Raw genomic sequence first — 25,706 nt, 5'->3', positions numbered from 1 at the left:
ACCGCCGCGTGCCGACCGACCCCACCCGTCTCCCCTGAGTCCGCGCGCAACGCCACGATCGACGGGGTGTCAGCGCCGGCGCCCGCGGCGACGCGGGCCGCGCGCCGCGAGCCCGGCCACGGTGTCGAGCAGGATGCCGGCCGAGCGTTGCCAGGTGAACCGTGCGATGTGCGCGGTCCCCGCCGCGATCACGGCGTCTCGCGTCTCGACGTCGTCGAGCGCGCTCACCGCGTCGGCGACCGCGCGCTCGTCTCGCGGGTCGACGTAGATCGCGCCGTCGCCGGCGACCTCGTGGAAGATCTCCATGTCGGTCACGACCGCCGGCACACCCAGCGCGAGGGCCTCGGCCAGCGGGAGCCCATAGCCTTCGTCGAGGCTCGTCGAGGCGAGCACGGCGTGATCGGCCAGGGCCGCGGCGTAGGCGGCATCCGTCACTCCGCCGTGGAACACGACGGAGCCCTCGCCCGCGAGCGCCTCCAGCTCCGCGCGGCGCGCGGGGCTGATCCGCGAGAGCAGATGCAGGGTGCGACCGGGCAGCAGCCGCATCGCCCGCACGAGGGTCTCGACGTTCTTGTAGGGCATGAACGAGCCCATGTAGACGATGTTGCGGACGGGACCGTCGGTGCGCACGTCGCCCTGACCGCCGGGCAGCAGCTCCGCCAGCCGCTGCGGGGCGTTGGGGATCACCACGACCGGCCGCTTCGTCAGGCGCACGGCGGCGAACTGGCGCCTGCTGGTCTCGCTGACGGTGGCGACGACGTCGGCTGCGTCGAGCGTGAGCCGCTGCGGCACGTAGCTGAGGTGGAACAGCCGCCACCCCACCCGCACCGGGGTGGGAAGGTCGCGCGGGGGCGTGCGGTGCCGGTAGTAGATCGTGTCGTGCAGGGTGAGGATGAGCCGGAACCGGCGCCCCGCCGAGCCGAGCGTCTGCATCGGGGAGAAGACCACGTCGGGGGCGAACCGGTTGAGGTGGCGCGCTGCGAACGGCTCCCGCCACGACGTCGGCCCGTGCATCAGCAGCGTCTGCGCCCCATCGGGCAGCAGCGCGCGCTGCGCGGGATCGTGGATGAGGAAGGTCGGCTCCACCGCGCGGGCGGGCGCGGCGGCGTGCACGGCCGCGGCCAGTTCGGCCGAGTACCGGCTGATGCCGTCGTGGAAGTCGGTGCGGATGTAGCGGGCGTCGAAGAACAGGCGGATGCCGCTGGCGGCGGCCTCCGGCATGCTCACGGTTCGACCGGCTCGCCCCGGTACAGCGCCTCGAAGGTGTCGAGCGTGCGGGCGATGTCGTGGATCTCGACGCCCTTCAGCGACGCCTTCTGCATGGCGAGGTGCTCCTCGGGCCCGGCGGTGAGCACGCGCGTGAGCTTGAGCGCGAGGTCGTCGGCGTCGCGCGGACGGAACAGCCAGCCGTTGACGCCGTCCTGCACGAGGTGCGGCAGCGCGAGCGCATCGGCGGCGACGACGGGAAGACCCGACGCCATCGCCTCCATCGTCGCGATGGACTGCAGCTCGGCGATCGACGGCATCGCGAAGACGCTGGCACGCGTGTACAGCGACCGCAGCTCGTCCTCGTCGACCCGGCCATGGAAGCGCACGCGGTCGGTGAGGCCCAGCTGCGCGGTGAGCGCGTCCAGCGCCTTGCGCTGGTCGCCGCCGCCCACGATGTCGACGGTCACGTCCAGGGCGGGGTCGAGCTTGGTGACCGCGTGCAGCAGCGTGTCGAGGTGCTTCTCGCTGGTGAGGCGGCCGACGAACAGGATGCGGTTGTTCTCCCGGGGCGCCAGGTGCGGGGTGTAGTTCGACGCGTCGATGCCGCAGCTGATCGGGATGACGCCGGAGACGTCGATGGTCGACTCGAGGAAGTCGGCCGCGCGACGGGTCGGGGTCGTGACCGCGCGGGCCAGCGCGAACGTGCGGGCGGCGTCGTCCCACGCGGCCTTCAGCATGACCTTGTCCAGCAGCGGCGGCAGCGTCGTGAAATCGAGGATGTTCTCGGCCATGACGTGGTTCGTGGCGATGACCGGGATGCCGCGCTGGGTGGCGATGCGGGCGAGACCGCGGCCGATGACGATGTGCGACTGGATGTGCACCACGTCGGGACGCACCTCGCTCAGCACCTTGCGCGCGTAGTGCTTGGAGCGCCACGGCCACACGAAGCGCAGCCAGTCGTGCGGAGGCCAGCGCACCGACGGGAGGCGGTGCACCGTGAGGGGCACGCCCTCGATCACCTCGGTGGCGGCAGGGACGCGCTTGTACTTGCGGCCGGGGGCCACCACATGCACGTCGTGGCCACGGGCGGCGAGGCCGGCGGCGAGGCGCTCGGCGAAGCGCGCTGCTCCATTGACGTCGGGGGCGAAGGTGTCGCATCCGATCAGGATGGTCAGCGGTCGACGAACGGCGGGTTTCGCGGGTTCGGGGGTCGCGGGGGAAGTCACGGAGGGTGGCTGCCTATCTCTGCGTCGCGCCGCCCGGGTCTGACGGCGGCGGCCCCACTCTACCCGAGCAACCCGGGCGCCCCCCAAGATCACGCCCCGTGACGCCGCCTACGCTGGGGGCATGTCCCGACTGCACGCCGACGCCGACCCCGTTCGCTGGGTGCCCGTGACGGGCTCACTCGGATGGCGCGGCCGACGTCACCGCAAGGCGGCGATCGGCATGCTGATGCAGCAGGCCGGCGCCGCGGTGGGCGCCCAGGCGCGCCCCGGCGGGCGCTTCGCCGCGTGGGCGATGAGCCAGGCGGCACCGCTGCTCATGCGCAAGGCCGACGGTCGCGTGCTGGTGTGGGTGTGGAAAGACGACCCGCGACTGCTGGTGGCCATGGCGCAGATCCAGGAGGCGACGCCGCAGCTGCGCACCGCCCGGGCGATGATGCCGATGGAGTACGACGACACCGAGCCATTCCGCACTCCCGCACTCGGGGCCGGCGAGAAGCTCGTCATGGCGCTCCCGCCCGACGGGGCGAGCCCGCCGTTCGCCTCGTACACGTGGGACACCGGCACCCATCTCGTGACCCTCTCGGCCGTCGGCGGCGACCGCGAGCGCTTCGGCACGGTGATCGATGCGGTGGACGACCTCGCTCGCAGCCTGCGGATCGTCGATGACCTCACGGTCGGCGGCGACCCGGGCGTGCTGCGCCTCGACCCGAGCTGACCCGCTCCAGGTCACCTGCTGCCGCGGCAGCAGGTGGGGAGTCCTCCCCATCGGCAGCCCGCCGGGGCCCCTCCTATGCTGTCGCTATGGCCAGCACCCTCCGCATCGACACCGAGACGGTCACCGATCTCGCGAGGAACCTCCGGCGCATCCATGGCATCCTCGACCGCGTCGACCGCGACTCCGACGCCCTCGCCGACGCCCTCGGGCACGACAGGCTGGCCGGCGCGGTGCAGCAGTTCGGAGACGGCTGGGACCGCCGGCGCGCGGAACTGATGGACGACGTCGACGTGCTTCGACAGAAGGCGAAGACGGTCGCCGACGCGTTCCGCGACGTCGACGAGCAGCTCGGCGACGCCGTGGAAGGGGAAGGCTGAGATGCCCGACGTCACACCCGCCGACCAGATCGGCCCGATCCAAGGCGACCCCGACCGGGTGCGCCGCAAGGCCGAGAAGTACCAGCGCATGGCCGACGCGATCGTCGACGCCACTGCGCATCTCGAACAGGTGATGGCGCAGGCCGGCTCGCAGCAGAGCGACGCCCTCGAGGCGCTCGCCGATTCGGTGGGCGACACGAAGGAGCGCCTGCGCAGCCTGCACGGCCGCTACGAGGTGGCCGGTTCCCAGCTGCTGGCATACGCGGAGGTGCTGGCCACCGCGCAGCGGCAGGCGCTGCAGGCGATGGAGGCCCGCGATGAGGCCCGCGTCGCCGAGCGGCGCCTCGAGTACCGGCTCGCCGAAGCGCGCGACGCCGTCACCTCCACGGTGGACCCGGCCGAGCGCACCGACGCCGCCCGCTTCGCCTCGGGTGTCTCGCAGCACCTCATGATGGCGCGCGGCGACCTGCGCGATGCCGGCATCCTGCACGCCGCGGCGGTGGCGAACGTCCGCGAGGCGGGCAACCTCGCCGCGGAGGCGATCGCCCAGGCGGTCAACGGCGACCGGGTCAAGGACTCGCTGTGGGACAAGGTCTCGGGAGCGGTGAAGGACTGGGTCAGCGCCAACGCCGGGTGGCTCTCGGCGGTGAAGAACATCCTCGGCACGATCACCGCGATCGTCGGCATCCTGAGCATCTTCTTCCCGGTGCTCGCACCGATCGCTCTGGGGCTGGCTGCGGCGACCGCCCTGCTCAGCTTCGGCTTGGCTTTCGCCGGCGAGGGTTCGTGGCTGTCCTTCGGGCTCGACATGCTCGGCGTGCTCACCTTCGGCGTCGGCGCCGTCGCGGCCAAGGGCGTCGGGTTCGCGCTGCGCGGCACGCAGGTGCTGCGCGGCCTCACGCACAACCGCCAGGCGACGTCGCTGTTCCAGCGCATCGTGCACCCGATCTCCACGCGCCGCAGCGCGATCGCGGCCGTCGGCGACGAGTTCCAGCGGCTGCTGCCGGCCGGCCAGCAGCTGATGACGCGGATGCCGCAGGCGACGATCCCGCAGCGGTTCACGCGGGAGTGGCTGGAGCTCTCCGGACGCCAGGTCGAGCAGTTCCGCACGATCATGCCGCAGGCGCAGCTGGGCGCGAACGGACTGCGCGCCTCCTTCGTCGAGGGGATGGGGCAGGCGGCCGTAGGGGTCCACCGCGGCGCGGCGACGCTCGGAACGGGTCTGGACCTCACCAGCCTCGGTCTCACCACCCTCGAGAGCCTCCCCGCCTCGGCCCTGGAATCGGTGCCCCACCTCGATGACGTCGCCTCGGGCTGGTCATCGGCGAAGGAGTCCTTCACCGCACCGGCCAGGACGAACTGGCAGCCGGGCGTGCGCTGATGACGCCCGAGCGACGCGACCGCATCGAGCGGCTGTCCAAGCCGCTGGCCCTGCTGACGGCCGGGGCGGTGATCGTGTGCGACCTGGTGCCGTTCCTCGTGCTCACGGTGGCCGCGCTGATCGTCGGAGCGACCACCGGCGAGCAGCCCGCGCACAACGGCTTCGCCCCCGACGGGGCGTTCCCCGCCTTCGACCCGCAGCTCTGGCTGACGTGGGGGCCGGTGTTCTGCCTCGCCGCCTGGATCCTCGTCACCTTCCCCGTGCCGCTCACCCGCCCCGGGATCTTCGGCCGCGGCATGCAGCTGGGCTTCGCACTGATCGCGATCCTCGCGACCGCGCCGCGCGTGCTGGGCTTCTTCGACGCACCCGGCGTCGCGGGCGCGGCATCGCTCGCCGTGTTCCCGGCCCTGGCAGGCCTGGCCGCCCTCGTGCTCGTGCGCGTCGTGCTCGCCGCGCTGGGGGCGCTGCCGCGCTCGTGGCGGCTCTACCTCGATGCGGCGGGAGACCGGGTGCGCCCCGAACCGCTGGACGCCCGGCGTCCGCCGCTGGCGGAGGTGCCGCAGTGACCGCCGCCGCGGCCGGGGTCTCCTACCGCGTCGTGCTGCCTCCGGGCTGGCTGCTGCTGCCGGTGCGCGACTGCTCCGACGACGAGCTGCGTCGGCTCATCACCGACCAGTACGCGCACCTCCCGCGTGACAGCGCCGGCCCCTACATCGGGCGCCTCGCCGATGCCGTCGTCGACGGCGCCCGGCAGGCGCGCCGGCTCGACGTCATCGACATCCTGCTGCCACTGGGCACGCCGTGGCAGGCGCCGGTGTCGACCTCCATCGCCATCGCCGTCGGGCGCGACGACGACGCCGGACTCGCCGGCGAGGTCGTCGAGACCGCGGCCGGTGACGCGTGGCGGGTGCAGCTCGAGCGACCCGACCAGGCGCTGCGGCGCGTGGAGTACGTGTGGCGCGTGCCGGATGCCGCCGGGATGCTGCTCGCGGCATCCTTCTCGATCGTCGGCGACGACGAACCCGAGCTTCAGCCCATCGTCGACGCTCTCACCGGGCTGTGCGACGCCATCGTGGCCACCGTGCGGTGGGACGACGACCCACCCGCGACCACGGAGGCGCCGGCATGACGCTGCTCATCGACTGGGACCGGGAGCGCTGGCTGTACGTGCCGGGAGCCTTCCCGTGGCACGTCTACCCCGACGAGGACGCCTGGGTCGACACCATCGCCGGCGCCTTCGGGCGCGCCAGCTGGACCGACGCCGAGACCGGCTGGCTCGGCGACTACCTGCGCGGGCTGCGCGCCAACAACCAGGCCGGCGCGCACCGGTTCGCGTGGCTGGTCGATCCGCGCACGCTGCTGGTGTCGGTCGACGTGTTCGACCTGCCACCGGACCCGTCCGCGACGCTGCACGACCTCACCGGGTCGGACGGCACCGCCGCCGACGCGCGCGAGCCCCTCGTGGTCGACATCGTCGCGGCGGGACTCGGACCCGGCACGCGCGTCGAGCGGGTGCTGCGCGTGCCCCGCACCACCGCAGAGAGCCTCGGCCCGCCGCAGGACGAACTGCTGGCGATGGTCTTCTGGGTCTTCCGCTCGGCCGAGGCGGACGTGGTCGTCACCGTCAGCCACAGCGAGCCGGCGATGATCGCGGCGGTCCTCCCCGAGATCGAGCAGCTCGTCGACACGATCGCACCGGCGCCGGCCGCAGTCTGACACCGCGCCGACCCGGCGCCGGCGGCCCGCCGCCGGCCCGTCGGCGGCCCGTCGCCCCGGGATTGGGGACGGATACGCGCCCCGAACCCCCACACCCCCGGGATCGGGGACCGATACGCGCCCCGAACCCCCACACCCCCGGGATCGGGGACCGATACGCGCCCCGAACCCCCACACCCCCGGGATCGGGAACCGATACGCGCCCCGAACCGCGCGCCCGCGGCGCGACAGCGGGTGGAATCCGGCGTCACGCCGCCCTGTGGCCGCATGCTAGGGTCATACCGACCGGGCGGTATGCGGCCGGTGTGTCGCGCGAGGAGGCGCCATGCAGAGGTTCGAGGGCACCGTATCGCTCATCACCGGCGCAAGCCGCGGCATCGGGTTCGCCATCGCTCGACGGCTCGTAGCCGAGGGCGGCTCGGTCGTCATCACCGGCCGGCACTCCGACGCCCTCGCCGAAGCGGTGGCGGCGCTCGGCCCGAACGCCACGTCCGTCACCGGTCATGCCGACGATCCCGCCCACCGCGCCGCGGTCTTCGCCCACATCGCCAAGACCCACGGGCGCCTGGACCACCTGGTCAACAACACCGGGATCAACCCCGTGTACGGTCCCATGCTCGGCGTCGACGCCGCTGCGGCCCGCAAGATCCTCGAGGTCAACGTCATCGGCGCCCTGGAATGGACGCGCGATGCGGTGGCGGCGGGCCTGTCGACGGCGGTCGTCAACATCGCCTCGGTCGCGGGCGTCGCCGCGAGCCCCGGCATCGCGTTCTACGGGGTGTCCAAGGCCGCGCTGATCAACCTCACCATGCAGCTGGCCGACGAGGTCGCACCCGGCCTGCGGGTCAACGCCGTCGCCCCGGCGGTGGTCAAGACCCGCTTCGCGCAGGCGCTCTACGAGGGACGCGAGGATCAGGCGGCCGCGGCCTACCCGCTGCGGCGGCTGGGCGAGCCCGACGACGTGGCCGGCCCGGTGGCCTTCCTGCTGTCGTCGGATGCCGCCTGGGTGACCGGGCAGACCCTGCTCATCGACGGGGGCGCGTCGGTACGCGCCATCGGTTGAGAGGATGAACGCATGAAGCAGACCAACGTCGCCGATGCCGTCACCCGCGCCGCCGTCGACCTCTTCGCCCAGCGGGGCTACGCCAACACCAGCGTGCAGCAGATCGTCGAGGCGGCCGGCGTCACCAAGGGCGCGATGTACCACTACTTCGAGTCCAAGGACGACCTGCTGTTCGGCATCTACGACCGGCTGCTGACCCTCCAGAAGGGCCGGCTCGACGAGATCGTCGCCCGCGGCGGCACCGCCGACGAGGTGCTGCGGGCCGTGTGCGTGGACGTGATCGAGACCTCCATCGCCTTCCTGCCCGAGGGCACGGTGTTCTTCCGCAGCGCGCACATGCTTTCCGCTCCCCGGCAGCAGGAGGTCACCCGCCGTCGGCGCGCGTACCACGACGAGGTCGCCGCGCTCATCGAGCAGGGGCGCGCGGAAGGCCTGTTCCGCACCGACATCCCCGTGCCCGTGCTCATCGCCCACTTCTTCAGCGACGTGCATTACCTCTCGCACTGGTACTCCCCCTCGGGGCCGGAATCCGCCACGCAGGTCGCCGAGCAACTGACCGATCTCTTCCTCACCAGCATCAGGACCACGAAGGAGTAGCCCATGCGCGCTTGGCACGTCACCCGAAACGGAGAGCCCGAGGACGTCCTCGAACTGGTCGAGGTCGATGACCCGACTCCCGGTGCCGGTGAGGTGCTGGTGCGAGTGGCGGCTGTCGCGGCCAACTTCCCCGACGTGCTGCTGTCGCGCGGGCAGTACCAGGTGCGCCCTGAGCTGCCTTTCATCCCGGGCATCGAGTTCGCCGGAAGGATCGTCGCCGTGGGACCCGACGTGACCGGACTGCAGGTCGGCCAGCGCGTCGTCGGCGCATCGATCGGGGTGCTGAGCGAGCTCGCCGTGGTGCCGGCATCGGACGTGCACCCGACGCCCGATGCCCTCGACGACATCGCCGCCTCGGGCCTCATGATCGCGTACCAGACCGCGTGGTTCGCCCTGCATCGCCGCGCCCGCCTGCAGGAGGGCGAGTGGGTGCTCGTGCACGCCGCCGCCGGAGGCGTGGGGGCGGCGACCGTGCAGCTGGCCGTCGCCGCGGGCGCCCGCGTCATCGCCGTGGTCGGCAGCGACGCGAAGGCGCCGCTGGTGCGCGAGCTCGGCGCGGAGGCGGTGCTGGTGCGTGGGGTCGATGACATCCCGGCACGGGTGAAGGAGATCACCGCCGGCCACGGCGCCGACGTCGTCTTCGACCCGGTGGGGGGCCCGGCGTTCGAGGCATCCGTCCGGTGCGTCGCCTTCGAGGGCCGCATCGTCGTCATCGGGTTCGCCAGCGGCGAGATCCCGACGCTCAAGACCAATGTGGCGCTGGTGAAGAACTTCGCGGTGCTGGGGCTGTACTGGGCGCTGTACTCCCAGACCCGGCCCGACCTCGTCGCCGAAGCGCACGCCGAGCTGTCGCGGCTGGCCGCGTCGGGGGAGATACGCCCCGTCGTCGACGAGGTGGTGCCCTTCGAGCGCGCGCCCGAGGCGATCCGCAAGCTGGCCGACGGCCGCACCACGGGTCGGGTCGTGATCGAGGTCGCCCGGTGACGATCCCTGCGGCGTCCCCGTTCGACCTGACCGGGCGCACCACCCTCGTCACCGGCGGGGGCCGAGGACTCGGCGCCGCCTACGTACGCGCGCTGCACGACGCCGGCGGCTCCGTCGTCATCGCCGACGTCCTGCGCGACGAGGGCGAGGCGCTCGCCCGTGAGCTGGGGCCGCGCGCGGTGTTCGCGCCCCTGGACGTGACCGACGAACAGGCGTGGGATGCCGCCGTGGCCACCACCGTCGACCGCTTCGGCGGGCTCGACGTGCTGGTCAACAACGCCGGCATCGCCAACGCCGCCCCCATCGAGCACTACTCCACGGCGAAGTGGGACGCCGTCATCGCCGTCAACCTCACCGGCACCTTCCTCGGCTGCCGGGCGGTCGTTCCGGTGATGGCCGCCGCGGGCGGCGGGTCGATCGTGAACATCTCGTCGGTCGAGGGCCTGCGCGGCAGCCCCGGACTGCACGGCTACACCGCGGCGAAGTTCGGGGTGCGCGGACTGACCAAGTCCCTCGCCGTCGAGCTCGGTCCCCGGGGCATCCGCGTCAACTCGGTGCACCCGGGCCTCATCCTCACCGATATGACCAGCCGCATCGACCCCGCGCGCATCGACATCCCCCTGGGGCGCGCCGGCACTCCCGACGACGTCGCCGGCACGATCGTCTTCCTCGCCTCCGACGCATCGCGCTTCACCAGCGGCGCGGAGTTCATCGTCGACGGCGGCATGGTCGCCGGCATCCCCCACAAATAGCCCCCGCGCCCCGGGCCGGAGGTCCCCGCGCGGGGCATCCGAACGCAACATACCGTCTGGTCGGTTTATGCGCTACAGTGGGGCCACCCGACACGAAGAGGTGCCGATGACTACCGTTGCCGAACCCGATCCGCGGCTGACCGTGAGTGGCCTGAGCGTCACCTTCGGCGGCCTCACCGCCCTCGACGACGTCTCGTTCGACGTCGCAGCCGGCCAGGTGGTCGCGCTGATCGGACCCAACGGCGCCGGCAAGACCACGGTCTTCAACGCCGTCTGCGGTCTCGTCCGCAGCCGCGGGCGCATCGCGATCGACGGTCGCCCGGCCCCCGCCCGCACATCGGACCTGACCGGCCGCGGCGTCGCCCGCACCCTGCAGGGCCTCGGACTCTTCGACGGCGCCACGGTGCGTGAGAACGTCGCCGTGCCGGTGAGCGGCAGCCGCGACCATCGGGATGCCGCGACGCGCGTCGCCGCGCAGCTGGCCGCCCACGACCTCACCACGGTCGCCGATCGCCCCGTGGCCGCCCTCCCCTATCCGCTGCGCAAGCGCGTCGCCCTCGCCCGCGCCCTCGTGACCGAGCCGCGCCTGCTGCTGCTGGACGAACCCGCCGGCGGCCTCGGCCACGACGACATCGACGCCCTCGGCCACACGGTGCGCGCCGTCGCCGACGCCGGCTGCGCCGTGCTGCTGGTGGAGCATCACGTCGATTTCGTGATGTCGGTGGCCGACCAGGTGGTCGTGCTCGACTTCGGGCGCGTCATCGCACGCGGCGCCCCCGACGACGTGCGCAACGACCCCGCCGTCGAAGAGGCGTACCTCGGCATCAAGGCGACGGCATGAGCGGCGCGCTGTCCTTCCACGGCCTCACCGTCGGCTACGGCGGGGAGCCGGTGCTGCACGAGGTGACGTTCTCCCTCGCGCCGGGCGAGATGGTCGCGCTCCTCGGCGCGAACGGCGCAGGCAAGACGACGCTGCTGCGCACCCTCGCCGGCTTCGTGCACCCCACCGCCGGCGGCATCCGCCTGGACGGGGTGGATCTCGGCCGGCTGAGCCCGGAGCAGCGCGCCCGTCGCGGCATCGCCCAGGTGCCCGAGGGGCGCAGCGTCGTGGCGGAGCTCACCGTCGATGAGAACCTGCGGCTGGGCGCCCTCTGGCGTCACCGCGGGCGCGCCCGCGAGGCGGCCGTCGCCGAGGTGTACGACCTGTTCGAGCCCCTCGCGCGCCGCCGCTCGGCCGACGGGCACCAGCTCTCCGGCGGAGAGCGGCAGATGCTCGCGCTCGGGCGGGCCCTGGTGTCCCGCCCCCAGGTGCTGACCCTCGACGAGCCGTCGCTCGGACTCGCGCCCCTCGTGGTGGCGCACCTCATGGCGACCCTGCGCGATGCGGCGGCCCGCGACGGCATGACCGTGCTGCTGGCCGAGCAGAACATCACCAGCGCCCTGTCGATCGCCGATCGAGGGGTCGTGCTCGACCTCGGTCACGTCGTGGCGGATGCCGCAGCATCCGCCCTCGCCGACGACGCCGCCCTGCGCCACGCCTACCTGGGATTCTGATGGAACGCCTCGCCTTCCTCCTGGCCACCGGCCTCGCCCGCGGCGCGATCTTCGCGCTGTTCGCCCTGTCGCTCGTGCTCATCTGGCGCGCGGCGCGCATCATCAACTTCGCCCAGGGCGCCATGGCGCTCGTGGCCACCTACCTGGCGTTCGCGGTCACGGCCCTCACCGGGTCGTACCCGGCGGGGCTGGCCGCAGGCATCCTCGGCGGCGCGGCCATGGGGTTCGTCGTGGAGCGCGGGCTCATGCGGCATGCGCCGCACCACTCCCCGCTGGCCGGCATCATCGTGGCCATCGGGCTCGTGATGGTGCTGCAGTCGCTGCTCGGCATCCTGTTCGGCGCGCAGTACCGGCCGATGGCGGCACCCTTCGACCAGTCCCCGATCTTCGTCGGCGGCGTGCCACTGCTGTCGCCGTACGACCTGTTCGTCCTGGTCACCGCCCTCGGCGTCATGGGGGTGCTGGCCCTGCTGTTCACCCGCACCTCCCTCGGGCTGCAGCTGCGAGCGTCCGCGTTCGCCCCCGAGGTCTCGCGGCTGCTGGGGGTGCGCGTGGACCGCATGGTCACGATCGGCTGGATGCTCTCGGCGGCCGTCGCGGCCCTCGCCGCGATGCTGCTGATCCCGACCGAACTGGGCCTCAACCCGCACTCCACCGACATGCTCTTCGTCTACGCCTTCACCGTCGCCGTCGTGGGCGGTCTCGACTCGCCGGTCGGCGCCCTGCTCGGTGGGCTCACGGTCGGCGTCGTGATGAGCCTGGTCACCGGGTACCTCGGCTCCACCGTCGCCCCCATCGCCGTCCTGGTGCTGCTGGTGACGGTGCTGCTGGTCAAACCCGGCGGAGTGTTCTCGCTGCGAGAGGCGCGTACCGCATGAACGTCCCCACCCGCCCCCGTCTCCTCCCCGGCCTGACCGGCACGCCCCGCGTGCTCGTGCTCGCGGTGCTGCTCACCGTGCTGGCGATCGGCGCGACGTTCCTGCTGGATCCCTTCCGCAACTTCCAGCTCGCCACCGCCGCGGCGTACCTCTGCGCCGTCGCCGGACTCACGCTGCTCATCGGCCTGAGCGGCCAGCTGTCGCTCGGGCACGCCGCCCTCATGATCGCCGGAGGATACGGGTACGCCCTCACCTCGAACGCGCTGACGGATGCCGGGATCGACGGCGTGCCGCGCTTCGTCGCCTCACTGGCGGCCGGGGTGCTGACGGCGACGCTGCTGGGACTGCTGCTCGGGCTCGCCGCCGCACGGCTGCGCGGCCCCTACCTGGCCGGGCTCACCCTCGCCCTGGTCGTCGCGGTGCCCGCCATCACGAGCGTGTGGTCCGGCGTCTTCCGAGGCGACCAGGGATTGCAGACCGCCTACAACCCGGTGCCGCCCGCGCTGGAGCGGCTGATCGCCCTCGAGCAGTGGCAGGCGTGGGTCGCGATCATCGTGGCATCCGTCGTCGTCACCGCGCTGGCGCTGCTGCGCCGCGGTCCGCTCGGGCTGCGCATGCGGGCCGTGCGCGACGACGAGACCGCCGCGCGCCTGAACGGTGTGCCCGCCCGGCGTGTGAAGGTCACCGCCTTCACCGTCAGCGCCGCGGGGGCCGGCGCCGGCGGCGCGGTGCTCTGCTTCGTCACGCAGTCGGTCGGCCCCGGCGCGTACACGCTCGCCTTCTCGCTGCTGCTGGTGGTCGCCGCGGTCGTGGGGGGCCTCGGGAGCCTCGGGGGCGCCGCACTGGGCTCGGCCGTCATCGTCGTGCTGCCGTGGGCGCTGAACGCGGGCACCGCCGCGCTGGATCTTCCCGCCGACCTCTCCCAGCGGCTCGCGGGCAACCTGTCGCTGCTGGTGTTCGGCGCGCTGCTCATCGCTGTGATGCTGCTGCGGCCGACGGGCCTCGCCGGCCTGGCGACCTCGTGGCGGCGACGCGGGACCGGGAGCGGTCGCCGCCCGGCGGCCGGCGGTTCCGGCCCGGCGGCTGCGGTCGCCGGTGCCGGCCCGGCCGCTGCGGGCACCGGCGCCGCGAGTGCCGCCCCTGCCCCTGCCCCTGCCCCTGCCGGCACCGGCGCCGCGCTCTCCGATGCCGATGCCACCCCCGACGTCGCCCGCTCCGCCGCCACGGAGCCGACCGACGCCGCCGCGCACCCCCGTCCGGCGGGCACGCCGGCATCCACCGACCCTTCCCGCACCATCCCGATTGAAAGGTGATCCCATGTCCCAACAGAGCTCGACGCTGCGCTCTGCCGCCCGTCGCACGGGCGGTCTGATCGCGGCATCCGCCCTCGCTGTGAGCCTCGCGGCCTGCAGCACTCCCGCCGCTCCGGGGGCCGCCGACGACGACGGCGCCACCGAGGGGAACAGCACCGGCGTGACCGACACGACGGTGACCATCGGCACGCACACGCCGCTGACCGGGCCCGCCGCGGCGGGGTATTCCTCGATCAGCGCCGCCTCGAACGCGTACTTCGACTACCTCAACGACCAGGGCGGGGTGAACGGCCGCACGATCGAGTACATCGTGAAGGACGACGGGTACAACCCGGCCAACTCGCAGACGGTCGTGCGCGAGCTCGTGCAGCAGGACGAGGTCTTCGCGATCCTCAACGGCCTGGGCACGGCGACGCACCAGTCGGTGCTGGACTTCCTCGACCAGAACTCGGTGCCCGACCTGTTCGTGGCGTCGGGATCCACCGCCTGGAACCAGCCCGACACCTACCCGAACACGTTCGGATTCAACGCCGACTACGTCGTGGAAGGCGCCGCGCTGGGCCAGTACGCAGCCGACGAGTTCCCCGACGCCGCGGTGTGCATGCTCGGTCAGGACGACGACTTCGGCGACGAGTTCCTCGAGGGCCTCGAGCTGGCCCTCGGCGCCGACGGGATCACCGAGGTGCAGCGGTATTCGGTGTCGAACCAGGACGTCACCGCCCAGATCGGTGCGCTGCAGGGCGCCGGCTGCGACATCGTGACCCTCGCGACGATCAACGGCTTCACCGCGCTCGCGGTGGGCACCGCCGCCCAGCTGGGCTGGTTCCCGCAGTGGTTCGCCTCGTCGTCGGGTGCGGACTACCCGACGCTCGTGGGCTACCTGGGCGAGGACATGGCGCCGAAGCTCCTGCAGGGCTTCACCGGCACCAACTACCTGCCGATGGCCGACGACGAGTGGGTGGAGCTCTTCCGCGAGATCAACACCGAGTACAACGGCGACGCCCCGTTCGACGGCAACACGATCTTCGGCATGAGCGTGGCGTACGTGTTCGCCGAGGCACTGGCGGCAGCGGGCGAGAACCCGACGCGAGAGAGCCTCGTGGCGGCGGTGCAGTCCGGCGACCTCGTGGGCAACGGCATCCTGCCGCTCGCCTTCGGGCCCGACAGCCACGCGGCGTACCTGGGGGTCGGCATCACGACGGTCGACCAGGGCGTGCAGGACTACCTCGACGCGACCTACGAAGTGCGTGACGGCAGCGTCTCGGCCGTGGAGCGCCAGGCGGTGCCGCTGACCGGCGCCGGCGTCCCCGGCAACTGACGCCGAGCGCGTCAACGCACAACACCCCCTGACGGGCCTGCGGGCTCCGTCAGGGGGTGTGGTGCGTCTGGCGCGGGGTGATGTGCGGCTACCGCAAGTCGTGGGGTGCGTCTGGCGCGGAGGCCTGGGCCTCGACCCCGGGGCGGCGCGCGTCTCCCGCGGCGGGGTGGGGTGCGTCCTCGCCATCGATGCCCGTGGTCCGCACCCGGCATTCCCATCGTCCGCACCCGCCATGCCCGCGGTCCGCACCCGGCAGCGCAACGCCGCGCCAGGGGATCCCCGGCGCGGCGTCGTCCAGCAGGTTCGGTCAGGCGATGGGGCGCACCCCGGCGTCGGGGACCACGGCGGCGGCAGTGGCGCTCGGCACCGGCGAGTATCGCGCCACCAGCTCCCGCTTGAGCACCTTGCCGCTTCCACCGAGGGGCAGTTCCGCGACCAGGTGCACGACCCGCGGGTACTTGTACGCCGCGATGCGCTCCCGGGTGAAGGCGATCAGCTCATCGGCATCCACGCTGTGCCCGTCGTGCGGGACGACCGCCACGTGCACCTCCTGCCCGCGCAGGTCGTCGGCCACGCCGAACACCGCGGCGACGGCGACGCCCGGATGACGCGCGATCACGGCCTCGACCTCGGTCGGGTACACGTTGTAGCCGCTGCGCACGATCATGTCCTTCTTGCGGTCCACGATCGTGAGCACACCATCGATGAGACGCCCGAGGTCACCGGTGCGGAACCAGCCGTCGACGATCGCGGCTTCCGTCGCCTCGGGGCGTCCGAGGTATCCCTTGAACAGGTTGTGCCCGCGCACCACCACCTCTCCGAGCGCCTCCGGGTCGGTGAGCAGCGTGATCCGCTCGTCCACGTCGGGGTCGGCGATCGCCACGTCGACGCCCCAGAGGGGACGCCCGACGGTGCCGGGCCGGATCGGCTCGACCAGCGAGTTCGACGACACGATCGGTGCCGTCTCGGTCAGGCCGTACCCCTCGTGCACGTCCGCGCCGAACGTGTCGCGGAACGCCTCGAGCACGGCGACGGGCAGGGCCGCGCCCCCCGAGACCGCGTAACGCAGCGGCGGCCGGACATCGCTGCGGCGGGCCGCCTCCAGCATCCCGACGTACATCGTCGGCACCGCGGTGAACACGGTCGCGCCGTGCGTCACCATCAGCGCCAGCGCCTCGTCGGCGTCGAACCGCGGCAGCAGGATGATCGCAGCGCCCACCCGGAACGCCATGTTCATCACCGCGGTCTGCCCGAAGGTGTGGAACAGCGGCAGGCCGCCGAAGACGATGTCACCGGAGTGCAGGTTGAACGAGTCGATGAGGGTGCAGTGCACCTGCTCGACGAGAGCCAGGTGCGACCCCACGGCGCCCTTCGGCGTGCCGGTGGTGCCGCTGGTGTAGAGGATCGTCGCGGGGTCGGACGGCCGGGTGCCGGCGTGCCGGGCGATGGGCTCGGCGGCGGCGGCTTCCTGCTCCAGCCGGGGAAGGTCCCCGACGGGCGCGGGCATTCCGGCCGGCAGCAGCACGGTGACGACGGGGATGCCGGTGGCCGCAGCCGCCGGCATCGCCTCACCCAGCAGCGGAGCGGCGACGACGAAGATGTCGGCCTCGGCATCGCGCAGCACGTACGCGATCTCCTCCGCCTTGAACAGCAGGTGCACGGGCACGACGACCGCGCCGAGCGCGAGCGCGGCGTAGTAGACGCGGGCGAAGTCGGGCACGTTCGGCACGATCATCGCCACGCGGTCCCCTGGGCCGATGCCGCGGGCGCGCAGCGCGCCCGCGTACGCGCGCACCTCGTCCCACAGCTCGCCGTAGGTCGTGGTGGCTCCGGCGAACACCAGCGCGGGGCGCTCGGCGTGGCGCTGTGCGGATTCGGCGAGGATGCTCGCGACTGACAGCGTCGCGAAGCCGGGGTCGTCGATGGCGGGGTCATTTCGGTGGGTCACGATGGTCCTTTCGTCGTTGAACGGAACTTCTGCCGAATACTCACTCGGCGATGCGAATACTCACTCGCGGGAACGAATACTCACTCGGCAGCGCGAATACTCACTCGCGAGCGCAACTGCGCGCGGCCGAGGCTGTTCAGATGCACTTCGTCGGGGCCGTCGGCGATCCGGAGGGTCCGGACCCCCGCGAACAGCTCGGCCAGCGGGGTGTCCTGCGACACACCGGCCGCACCGAACACCTGGATCGCGCGGTCGAGGATCCGCTGCACCGCGCGCGGCACGGCGATCTTGATCGCCTGGATCTCGGTCATCGCCCGGCGGTTGCCGACGGTGTCCATGAGCCAGGCGGTCTTGAGCACGAGCAGCCGCAGCGCCTCGAGCTCGATCCGCGCCTCGGCGATCCATTCGCGGATCACCCCCTGCTCCCCGATGGTGCGACCGAACGCGATGCGCTCGTTGGCGCGGTCGGTCATCAGCGCCAGCGCCCGCTCCCCCATTCCGAGCGCCCGCATGCAGTGGTGGATGCGACCGGGGCCGAGCCGCGCCTGCGCGATCGCGAATCCGTCGCCCTCCCCGGCGAGCAGATTCTCCGCCGGCACCCGCACGTCGTCGAAGACGACCTCGGCGTGTCCGCCGTGGTCGCGGTCGTCGTAGCCGAACACCGTCAGTGGCCGCACGACCCGCACGCCGGGGGCGTCCCGCGGCACGAGGATCATCGACTGCTGGCGATGCCGCTCGGCGTCGGGATCGGTCTTGCCCATCACGATGAAGATCGCGGCATCCGGGCTCATCGCCCCCGTCGACCACCACTTGCGCCCCGTCACGACGTAGGAGTCGCCGTCGCGGCGGATGCGCGTGCCGATGTTGGTCGCGTCGCTCGAGGCGACGTCCGGCTCGGTCATGCAGAACGCCGAGCGGATGCGGGCGTCGAGCAGCGGCTCGAGCCACTTCTCCTGCTGGGCGGGCGTGCCGAAGTCGTGCAGCACCTCCATGTTGCCGGTGTCGGGGGCGGCGCAGTTGAACGCGACCGGCGCGAGCCGCGGGCTCCACCCCGTGATCTCGGCGATCGGCGCGTACTGCAGGTTCGTCAGGCCCGCCCCGTGCTCACCCGGCAGGAACAGGTTCCACAGCCCCGCCGCACGGGCACGCTCCCGCAGCTCCGACACGATCGGCCGAAACCCCCACTCGCCGGGGGTGGCATCCAGCTGCTCCTGCAGCACCGGCTCGGCGGGCATCACGTGCTCGTCGACGAACGCCCGCGCCCGTTCTGCCAGCTGCCGAGTCGTGTCGTCGTGGGCGAAGTGCATCAGAGCGCCTCCAGTCCTTGGTGGGCGAGGGGTTCCACCAGGGCACCCATCCCCTCGAATCCCTCGCCGACGGTGTCGCCGGCGCGGAAGCGGTAGTGGATGCCCTCGAGGATCACGGCGAGCTTGTACGCCGCGAACGCGCGGTACCAGCCGAGGTCGGGCAGATCTGTCCCCGCATGCCTGGCGTACGCCTCGGCCAGTTCGTCGAAGCGGGGGTAGCCGGCGGCCGGGTCGACCGCGCTCGGGATCGCACCCCCGAACGCGGCGGGGAGGGCGGCGATGTCCCAGTACAGCGCGAAGATCCCGAGATCGACGAGCGGGTCGCCCAGCGTCGCCATCTCCCAGTCGAGCACGGCCGACAGGCGCGGCCCGGCCCCGTCGACGAGGGCGTTGTCGAGCCGGAAGTCGCCGTGCACGATGCCGGAGCGCCGGCTCGACGGCATCCCCCCACCCAGTCGCTCCTGCAGAGTGTCGAGCGTCGGGGTGTCCCGCGAACGCGACGCATCGAGCTGCCGCTTCCACGTGGACATCTGCCGCGAGAGGTAACCGTCGGGGCGGCCGAAGTCCGCGAGGCCCACGGATGCCGGGTCCACACCGTGCAGATCGGCGAGGGTCCGCACGAGGTCGACGCTCAGGCGCGCCAGGCCCGCGGGGTCGTATCCGGCGTTGTGCGCAGGGCGCGCCAGCACCCGGCCGGGGGCGCGCTCCATGAGGAAGAAGGTGGTGCCGGTGATCGCTCCGCCGGTGTCGTCGACCACGTCGACGGCGACGGGGACGGGCACCGGGGTGGATGCCAGCGCCGAGATGACCCGGTGCTCACGTCGCATGTCGTGGGCGCTGGCGAGCACGTGCCCCAGCGGCGGGCGCCGCAGCACGAGCGGGCGCCGGGCGCCGTCGACCGAGTAGGTGAGGTTGCTGCGACCGCCGGCGATGACGGTGGCGGTGAGGTCGCCGTCCGCGAGGTCGGGGTGCGCGGTGGCGAGCCACTCCGTGAGCGCCCGCACGTCGAGCCCCGGCACATCGGTCATCGTCGACCCCTCCCCGCGCCGCGTCGCGCCGCCCTGCGAGCATACCGCCTGGTCGGTTTGTGACCAAACCCCGCCGCGCTGGCGACCCGCCGCCCGCCGCCCGGGACCCCCGGCCCCGACGCCCCGCCCCGTTCGGGTCGCGTATCGGCCCCCGAACCCCGCCGAACCCCGGTTTGGGTCGCGTATCGGTCCCCGAACCCCGCGTGGGCCCGGTTTGGGTCGCGTATCGGTCCCCAACCCCGGCCAGACCCCCGTTCGGGTCGCGTATCGGTTCCCAACCCCGGCGCGGTCACGGCGCGGGTCGCGTGTCGGTCCCCAGACCACCGATCCCGGCCCCACCCCACCCCTGTCCGGCTTGGGTCGGATATCGGTCCCCGAACCCCGCGTCGGCCCGGTTCGGGTCGCGTATCGGTCCCCAACCCCGCGTCGGCCCGGTTCGGGTCGCGTATCGGCCCCCGAAGCACGGCGGGACACCGTTCGGGGCGCGAATCGGTTCCCAAACCCGGCGTGGGCCCGGTCGGCGCGCGTATCGGTTCCCGAGCACGGTGGGACACGGTTCGGGTCGCGTATCGCCACCCACACGCCGCGGGGCCGCGGTTCGGGTCGCGTATCGGCTCCCACATGCCGCGGGGCCGCGGTTCGGGTCGCGTACCGGCTCCCAAACCCGCGCCCCACCCGGTTCGGGGCGCGTATCGGCTCCCCAACCCCGCGGGGCCGCGGTTCGGGGCGCGGGAAAGTCCCCGACCCCGGGGAGGGGAGAGGGGGGAACCACCGCTACCGCAGCAGCTGCGCCTCCACGGCGGCGCGCACGGCGTCGGGCACCGGCACGGGCCGGCGGGTGCCGGCATCCACGAACACGTGCACGAACCGGCCAACCGCGATCGGCTCGTCCGCGCCCTCCCGCAGGATCGCGAGCGCCCACGTGATGCTGGTGGTTCCCAGCCGGTCGACCCCGATGCCCACGTCGAGCGGCTCGGGGAACGACGCCGAGGCGCGGAAGTCGCAGGACGACGACACGACCAGGGCGATCGCGGGGGATGCCGCCGGGTCCAGTGCCGCCTCGGCGATCATCCAGGCGTTCACGGCGGTGTCCATCGCCTCGTAGTACACGACGTTGTTGAGGTGCCCGTACTGGTCGTTGTCGCGCCAGCGGGTCATGAACGGGCGGCGCACGCCGTAGTGCGTCATCGGTCCTCCAGGGGTCAGTCGGCGCGCAGCAGCACGCGGAATGCGGTGCGTGCGCGGGCGGCACTCGGCTCGTCGCCGGCGATGAGGTCGGCGTAGGTGAACGACTCGGAGACCCGCACCAGCAGGTAGGCCAGGTTGCGCGGGTCGATCGCGCCCCCCAGCGGCTCGTCGCCGAGCTCGGCGCGCACGAGCCACTCGGCGGTGGCGACGTAGCGCCGCTGGATCTCGCTCTCCTTCGTCGTCAGCAGCCGCAGCGCCCGCGCAGGCTCACGCCGCAGGAACTCGCGGAAGTACGGCGCCTGGTTGAGGTCCGCGACGAAGCGGGTCAGCAGCTCGGCGAGACGGTCGGCGCCCGCACGGTCGACCGTCGCGTGGTCGGCCTGAACCAGCGTCGGGACGGCCAGCGACCACAGCACCTCGCTCAGCAGCGCGTCGCGGTTGCCCACCCAGCGGAACAGCGAGGTGCGATCCACACCCAGCGCGGCGGCGAGCGCGCCCATGTCGATCCGCTGCCCGGCGATGAACTGCTCCCGGGCGAGGTCGAACGCGCGACGCGCATCGGCGTGGGATGCCAGGCGCTCGGAGAGCCACGAGGGGGCGGCATCCACCCCCACCGTCGCGATGACGGCGGTGACCGGCATGGGGGTGGACATGCCGGAACTCTACCGCCGGACGACGTAGATGCAACATCCTGAGAAATGTTGCATGATAGGCGACAGACCGGATCACCGACGATCGGAGAAGCGATGCCGCTCACCTTCAGCCCACCCGCCGACGCGACCCACGCGCCACCCGCCGAGCGGCTCGACGCCGACTTCTACGACCTGCAGAGCGCGCTGACCGACGCCGAACGCGCGCAGCTGGGCCGCATCCGCGCGTTCCTGCACGACGAGGTCGCCCCCCGGGCGAACGAGTTCTGGGAGCGGGCGGAGAGCCCGCGGCACCTCTTCCCCCGGTTCGCCGAGCTGGGCATGCTGGGCGCCGGCATCCCCGAGGTCGCCCAGTACGACAACAGCGCCCTGTACCGAGGCTGGGTCGCACTGGAGATCTCCCGGGTGGATGCCTCGACGGCCACCTTCCTGGGGGTGCACAGCGGCCTGGCGATGAACGCGATCTGGGTCGGCGGCTCCGACGAGCAGCGGGAGCGGTGGCTGCCGCCGATGGCGCGGGGCGAGCTGGTCGGGGCGTTCGCCCTCACCGAGCCGCTGTCGGGATCCGACACGGCCCGCGGCCTGCGCACGACCGCCACGCGCCGCACGGCGCCCGACGGCACCGACGAGTGGGTGATCGACGGCGCGAAGCGCTGGATCGGCAGCGCCGGGTTCTCCGACATCACCGTGGTCTGGGCGCGGGACACCGAAGACGGGGAGATGAAGGGGTTCATCGTCCCCGCCTCCACCCCCGGGTACTCGGCCACCAAGATCGAGCGCAAGCAGTCGCTGCGCGCCGTGGAGAACGCCGACATCACCCTGACGGGCGTCGTCGTCCCCGATGCGCTGCGCCTGCAGCGGATCGAGTCGTTCACCGAAGTCGCGATCGTGCTGCGGCTGACGCGCGCCGAGGTCGCCTGGCAGGGGCTGGGCAACGGCATCGGCGCCTACGAGGCGGCCGTGCGCTACACCGCCACGCGCGAGCAGTTCGGCAAGCCGATCGCCTCGTTCCAGCTGGTGCAGGAGAAGCTCGCCACCGCGCTGTCGAACATCACCGCGTGCCTGGCGATGTGCACCCGGGTGTCGCAGCTGCAGGACGAAGGCGCGCAGACCGACGCCCAGGCGGCGATGGCGAAGGCCTTCGTCTCGGCCCGCATGCGCGAGACCGTCGCCCTCTGCCGCGAGGTGATGGGCGGCAACGGCATCACGCTCGACTACGGCGCGGCGCGCGCCTTCTGCGACGCCGAGGCGATCTACACCTTCGAAGGGACGCACGACATGAACACGCTCATCGTGGGACGCGAGATCACCGGCATCCAGGCGTTCGTCGCATGAGCGAGGCATACATCGTCTCGGTCGCCCGCTCGCCGATCGGCCGCGCCCGCAAGGGCTCCCTCGCCGACGTGCGCCCCGACGATCTGGTCGCGCAGATGGTGCAGGCGGCGCTGGATGCCGTGCCGGGACTGGACCCGGCGCGCATCGACGACCTGATGATCGGCACCGGGCAGCCGGCGGGGCGGCAGGGCATGAACATCGCGCGGATCGTCGCGGTGATGCTCGGACTGGATGCCGTGCCGGGCACGACGGTGAACCGGTACTGCTCGTCGTCGCTGCAGACCACGCGCATGGCGTTCCACGCGATCAAGGCAGGCGAGGGCGACGTTTTCGTGTCGGCGGGGGTGGAGTCGGTGTCGCAGTACGCGCACGGATTCGCGGACCTCCCGGAGGCGGTGAACCCGCTGTTCGCTGCCGCCGGCGAGCGCACCGCGTCACGGTCGACAGCGGACGCTCCCGGGTGGGGCGACCCGCGAGCGGAGGGCGGAATGCCCGACCCGTACATCGCCATGGGGCAGACGGCCGAGAACGTGGCACAGGTGCACGGGGTGACCCGGGAAGAGCAGGATGCCTTCGCCGCGCGGTCGCAGCAGCGGGCCGAAGCCGCGATCGCGTCGGGGTTCTGGGACCGGGAGATCACGCCGGTGACACTCGCGGACGGCCGGGTGGTGCGCGCGGACGACGGACCGCGGGCGGGGGTGACGGAAGCGGGCTTGGCGGGACTCGATCCCGTGTTCCGCCCCGACGGCACGGTGACGGCAGGCAACTGCTGTCCGCTCAACGACGGGGCCGCCGCAGTCGTCATCGTCTCCGAGCGTGTGGTGGACGCGCTCGGACTGCAGCCGCTGGCACGGATCGTCTCGACCGGGGTCAGCGGACTGTCGCCGGAGATCATGGGGCTGGGGCCGGTGGACGCGTCACGGCAGGCGCTCGCGCGTGCGGGTCTCGGCATCGACGACATGGACCTCGTGGAGATCAACGAGGCCTTCGCGGCGCAGGTGATCCCCTCGGCCCGGGAGCTCGGCATCGACCCCGATCGGCTGAACGTGCACGGCGGGGCGATCGCCGTGGGTCATCCGTTCGGGATGACCGGCGCGCGCATCACGGCGACGCTGCTGAACGGCCTCTCTGCGACGGGCGGCCGCTACGGGCTGGAGACGATGTGCGTCGGCGGCGGCCAGGGCATGGCGATGGTCCTCGCGCGCGAGTGAGCCCCGCTCGCCCCCGGCGTCCTCACTCGGTGAGGGCGGCGGGGGCGGTGGGGTCGGAGGACCCAGAGGAATCGGCGGGGTCCGCCGGCGCGGCGAAGCGGTCGGTGGCGGCGCGCAGCGCGGCGGCGATGCCCGGCTCTGCGGCGGAGTGCCCGGCATCCGGAACCACCACGAGCTCGGCCTCCGGCCACGCCCGGTGCAGATCCCACGCGGTCATGATCGGCGTGCACACGTCGTAGCGCCCCTGCACGATTACGGCGGGAATGTGCCGGATCAGCCCCACGTCCTCGATCAGCTGCCCTTCACGCAGCCAGCCGCGGTTGACGAAGTAGTGGTTCTCGATGCGTGCGAACGCCGTCGCCTCGGCGGGGGTGGTCATGTCGGCCACCAGCGCCTCGTCGGGCAGCAGCGTCACCGTCGACGCCTCCCACCGCGTCCACGCGACGGCGGCCGGCACATGCACAGCCGGGTCGGGGTCGGACAGACGCCGGTGGTAGGCCTCGATGAGCTGCGTCCGCTCGAGCACCGGGATCGGGGCGATGAACTCCTCCCAGAGGTCGGGGAAGAGCGCCGATGCCCCGCCCTCGTAGAACCACTCCAGCTCGTGGGCCCGCAGCGTGAAGATCCCCCGCAGCACGAGCTCGCTCACCGCGGCGGGATGCGCCTGCGCGTATGCCAGGGCCAGGGTGCTCCCCCACGACCCGCCGAAGACCATCCACTGGGCGATGCCGAGGCTCCGGCGCAGCAGGTCGACGTCGGCCACGAGATGCCAGGTGGTGTTGTGACGCAGATCGGCGCCGGGGTCGCCGGCGTGCGGGGTGCTGCGCCCGCAGCCGCGCTGATCGAACAGCACGATCCGGTACACCTCCGGATCGAAGAAACGCCGCTGCCAGGGCGAGGTGCCGCCCCCGGGACCGCCGTGGAGGAACACCACCGGCTTGCCCTCGGGGTTTCCCGACTGCTCCCAGTACACGCGGTTGCCCTCACCGACGAGCAGCTCGCCGGTCTCGTACGGCTCGATCGGCGGGTAGAGGATACCGTCGAGCTGCGGCTGGCCGCTCACAGTTCCGCCCCCGACACCGAGAACGTGTCGCACGCGGCGGGGCCACCCTCGTAGCCGGTGTCGAACCATCGCTGCCGCTGCTCGCTGGAGCCGTGGGTCCAGCTCTCGCGGTTCACGCCGCCGCCGGACTGCTGCTGGATGTTGTCGTCGCCGACCGTGGCGGCGGCGTCCAGGGCGTCACGCAGCTGCGTCGTCGTGGGCTCCTTCATGAACGGCACCCCTTCCTCATCGACCTGCTCGGGCAGATCGGCGACCCACGCCCCCGCGAAGCAGTCGGCCTGCAGCTCGGCGCGCACGCCGTTGCTGTCAGGGCCGGTGCCGTTGTTCGGGTAGCGATCGAAGACCCCGGTGATCTGCTGCACATGGTGGCCGTACTCGTGCGCGAGCACGTACAGCTGCGCCAGTGGGCCGGCCGTGGTGTCGTACTGCTCGCGCAGCACGCTGAAGAACGTGGGGTCGACGTAGACCGTCTCCTCCGGCGGGCAGTAGAACGGCCCGGTTGCGTTGGATGCCGTGCCGCACGCGGTTTCCGTCGATCCGTCGACGATGATCGGCTGCGGCGGCCGGTAGCCGTCGAGCTCGCGCTCCCAGTACTGGTCGAGGTTGAGCGAGGCGGCGGCCAGCCGGCAGTCGTCCTTGGCGTTGGCGTCGGCGCCGGTGTCGCACCCCTCGATCCTCGACTCGGCCGCGGGCGCCCCCTGCCCCTGGCCACCGCCGCCCAGCAGCCCGCTGAGATCGACGCCGGTGAACATGCCGACCAGCAGCACCACGATGGCCCCGACACCGACCGTTCCACCGCCGACGATGGCGGCATTGCGCCCGCGGCGTTTCGCGGTGTTGCCGCCGACGCGGGCATTGTCGTTGAAGGTCACCCGCACAAGGTACTGCCCCAG

At 72.5% G+C, this 25,706-nt stretch carries 26 protein-coding genes; 17 read left to right on the top strand and 9 right to left on the bottom strand.

All coding sequences use genetic code 11. From position 1 onward, the window contains the following. Window positions 1-69: 69 nt before the first annotated feature. Together QNO26_RS00825 and QNO26_RS00820 are read right to left on the bottom strand one after the other, a co-directional pair. Complete coding sequence (locus tag QNO26_RS00825) at window positions 70-1,197, bottom strand: glycosyltransferase (RefSeq protein WP_257638646.1); 1,128 nt, start codon at window positions 1,195-1,197, stop codon at window positions 70-72. A gap of 26 nt (window positions 1,198-1,223) precedes the next feature. Next, window positions 1,224-2,435 carry a glycosyltransferase gene (locus QNO26_RS00820; RefSeq protein ID WP_257532839.1) on the bottom strand — a complete coding sequence of 404 codons (1,212 nt, stop codon included), beginning with the start codon at window positions 2,433-2,435 and terminating at the stop codon, window positions 1,224-1,226. A gap of 121 nt (window positions 2,436-2,556) precedes the next feature. On the opposite strand from QNO26_RS00820, the gene QNO26_RS00815 reads away from it, so the two are divergent. From QNO26_RS00815 to QNO26_RS00745, 15 genes are all read left to right on the top strand, one after another. Continuing rightward, window positions 2,557-3,150: a hypothetical protein gene (locus tag QNO26_RS00815; protein ID WP_257532835.1), complete on the top strand. Its 594-nt coding sequence runs from the start codon at window positions 2,557-2,559 to the stop codon at window positions 3,148-3,150. Between the two features lie 86 nt (window positions 3,151-3,236). Next, on the top strand, window positions 3,237-3,527 hold the full coding sequence (locus tag QNO26_RS00810) for a hypothetical protein (protein WP_257532833.1): 291 nt from the start codon (window positions 3,237-3,239) through the stop codon (window positions 3,525-3,527). Between the two features lies 1 nt (window position 3,528). Next, entirely contained in the window at window positions 3,529-4,908 is a 1,380-nt protein-coding gene (locus QNO26_RS00805) for a hypothetical protein (protein WP_257638615.1), read from the top strand. After that, a complete protein-coding gene (locus tag QNO26_RS00800) occupies window positions 4,908-5,474 on the top strand; it encodes a hypothetical protein (RefSeq protein ID WP_257532829.1) in 567 nt (188 codons plus the stop codon). Before QNO26_RS00805 ends, QNO26_RS00800 begins: the two co-directional genes overlap by 1 nt. Next, entirely contained in the window at window positions 5,471-6,037 is a 567-nt protein-coding gene (locus QNO26_RS00795; protein WP_257532827.1) for a hypothetical protein, read from the top strand. The genes QNO26_RS00800 and QNO26_RS00795 overlap by 4 nt, the downstream gene beginning before the upstream one ends. After that, a complete protein-coding gene (locus QNO26_RS00790; protein WP_257638614.1) occupies window positions 6,034-6,624 on the top strand; it encodes a hypothetical protein in 591 nt (196 codons plus the stop codon). The genes QNO26_RS00795 and QNO26_RS00790 overlap by 4 nt, the downstream gene beginning before the upstream one ends. A 325-nt stretch (window positions 6,625-6,949) precedes the next feature. Then, window positions 6,950-7,687: an SDR family oxidoreductase gene (locus QNO26_RS00785; RefSeq protein WP_257532824.1), complete on the top strand. Its 738-nt coding sequence runs from the start codon at window positions 6,950-6,952 to the stop codon at window positions 7,685-7,687. A 12-nt stretch (window positions 7,688-7,699) separates the two neighbouring features. Beyond that, window positions 7,700-8,284 (top strand): TetR/AcrR family transcriptional regulator, encoded by a 585-nt coding sequence (locus tag QNO26_RS00780; protein WP_257532822.1) that lies wholly within the window; start codon window positions 7,700-7,702, stop codon window positions 8,282-8,284. Window positions 8,285-8,287: 3 nt separating this feature from the next. Then, complete coding sequence (locus tag QNO26_RS00775; protein WP_257532820.1) at window positions 8,288-9,268, top strand: NADPH:quinone oxidoreductase family protein; 981 nt, start codon at window positions 8,288-8,290, stop codon at window positions 9,266-9,268. Beyond that, window positions 9,265-10,020, top strand: a complete 756-nt coding sequence (locus QNO26_RS00770; protein WP_257532819.1) for an SDR family NAD(P)-dependent oxidoreductase — start codon at window positions 9,265-9,267, stop codon at window positions 10,018-10,020. Before QNO26_RS00775 ends, QNO26_RS00770 begins: the two co-directional genes overlap by 4 nt. A gap of 106 nt (window positions 10,021-10,126) precedes the next feature. Beyond that, the gene (locus tag QNO26_RS00765) at window positions 10,127-10,861 is read left to right on the top strand and encodes an ABC transporter ATP-binding protein (protein ID WP_257532817.1); all 735 of its coding nucleotides are present in this window, start codon (window positions 10,127-10,129) and stop codon (window positions 10,859-10,861) included. Then, complete coding sequence (locus tag QNO26_RS00760; protein ID WP_257532815.1) at window positions 10,858-11,574, top strand: ABC transporter ATP-binding protein; 717 nt, start codon at window positions 10,858-10,860, stop codon at window positions 11,572-11,574. The genes QNO26_RS00765 and QNO26_RS00760 overlap by 4 nt, the downstream gene beginning before the upstream one ends. Then, window positions 11,574-12,452 (top strand): branched-chain amino acid ABC transporter permease, encoded by an 879-nt coding sequence (locus tag QNO26_RS00755; RefSeq protein ID WP_257532813.1) that lies wholly within the window; start codon window positions 11,574-11,576, stop codon window positions 12,450-12,452. The genes QNO26_RS00760 and QNO26_RS00755 overlap by 1 nt, the downstream gene beginning before the upstream one ends. Continuing rightward, on the top strand, window positions 12,449-13,765 hold the full coding sequence (locus QNO26_RS00750; RefSeq protein WP_257638613.1) for a branched-chain amino acid ABC transporter permease: 1,317 nt from the start codon (window positions 12,449-12,451) through the stop codon (window positions 13,763-13,765). Before QNO26_RS00755 ends, QNO26_RS00750 begins: the two co-directional genes overlap by 4 nt. Window positions 13,766-13,769: 4 nt before the next feature. Then, window positions 13,770-15,083 (top strand): ABC transporter substrate-binding protein, encoded by a 1,314-nt coding sequence (locus tag QNO26_RS00745; protein ID WP_257638612.1) that lies wholly within the window; start codon window positions 13,770-13,772, stop codon window positions 15,081-15,083. A gap of 307 nt (window positions 15,084-15,390) precedes the next feature. On the opposite strand, the gene QNO26_RS00740 is transcribed toward QNO26_RS00745, so the two are convergent. The 5 genes from QNO26_RS00740 to QNO26_RS00720 all read right to left on the bottom strand — a co-directional run bounded on the left by QNO26_RS00740 (window position 15,391) and on the right by QNO26_RS00720 (window position 21,207). Beyond that, on the bottom strand, window positions 15,391-17,031 hold the full coding sequence (locus QNO26_RS00740) for an AMP-binding protein (RefSeq protein WP_257532807.1): 1,641 nt from the start codon (window positions 17,029-17,031) through the stop codon (window positions 15,391-15,393). A gap of 80 nt (window positions 17,032-17,111) precedes the next feature. Next, the gene (locus QNO26_RS00735; RefSeq protein ID WP_257532805.1) at window positions 17,112-18,338 is read right to left on the bottom strand and encodes an acyl-CoA dehydrogenase family protein; all 1,227 of its coding nucleotides are present in this window, start codon (window positions 18,336-18,338) and stop codon (window positions 17,112-17,114) included. After that, window positions 18,338-19,366: a phosphotransferase family protein gene (locus QNO26_RS00730; protein WP_257532803.1), complete on the bottom strand. Its 1,029-nt coding sequence runs from the start codon at window positions 19,364-19,366 to the stop codon at window positions 18,338-18,340. The genes QNO26_RS00735 and QNO26_RS00730 overlap by 1 nt, the downstream gene beginning before the upstream one ends. Before the next feature lie 774 nt (window positions 19,367-20,140). Next, window positions 20,141-20,554, bottom strand: a complete 414-nt coding sequence (locus QNO26_RS00725; protein ID WP_257532801.1) for an acyl-CoA thioesterase — start codon at window positions 20,552-20,554, stop codon at window positions 20,141-20,143. A 14-nt stretch (window positions 20,555-20,568) separates the two neighbouring features. Beyond that, window positions 20,569-21,207 (bottom strand): QsdR family transcriptional regulator, encoded by a 639-nt coding sequence (locus tag QNO26_RS00720; RefSeq protein WP_257532799.1) that lies wholly within the window; start codon window positions 21,205-21,207, stop codon window positions 20,569-20,571. A 93-nt stretch (window positions 21,208-21,300) separates the two neighbouring features. Between QNO26_RS00720 and QNO26_RS00715 the strand changes: the two genes are divergently transcribed. Together QNO26_RS00715 and QNO26_RS00710 are read left to right on the top strand one after the other, a co-directional pair. Further along, the gene (locus tag QNO26_RS00715) at window positions 21,301-22,539 is read left to right on the top strand and encodes an acyl-CoA dehydrogenase family protein (protein WP_257638611.1); all 1,239 of its coding nucleotides are present in this window, start codon (window positions 21,301-21,303) and stop codon (window positions 22,537-22,539) included. Continuing rightward, on the top strand, window positions 22,536-23,750 hold the full coding sequence (locus QNO26_RS00710; RefSeq protein ID WP_257532795.1) for an acetyl-CoA C-acetyltransferase: 1,215 nt from the start codon (window positions 22,536-22,538) through the stop codon (window positions 23,748-23,750). The genes QNO26_RS00715 and QNO26_RS00710 overlap by 4 nt, the downstream gene beginning before the upstream one ends. Window positions 23,751-23,772: 22 nt before the next feature. Here the strand turns inward: QNO26_RS00710 and pip are convergent, their stop codons facing one another. Next, window positions 23,773-24,813, bottom strand: a complete 1,041-nt coding sequence (gene pip / locus QNO26_RS00705) for a prolyl aminopeptidase (RefSeq protein ID WP_257638610.1) — start codon at window positions 24,811-24,813, stop codon at window positions 23,773-23,775. Then, window positions 24,810-25,685 (bottom strand): KPN_02809 family neutral zinc metallopeptidase, encoded by an 876-nt coding sequence (gene ypfJ / locus QNO26_RS00700; RefSeq protein ID WP_257638609.1) that lies wholly within the window; start codon window positions 25,683-25,685, stop codon window positions 24,810-24,812. The genes pip and ypfJ overlap by 4 nt, the downstream gene beginning before the upstream one ends. Window positions 25,686-25,706 lie beyond the last annotated feature (21 nt).

Origin of the sequence: Microbacterium sp. zg-Y1090 (assembly GCF_030246945.1) — a bacterium.
GTDB lineage: Bacteria > Actinomycetota > Actinomycetes > Actinomycetales > Microbacteriaceae > Microbacterium > Microbacterium wangruii.
This window is presented reverse-complemented; position numbering and strand designations above follow the sequence as displayed.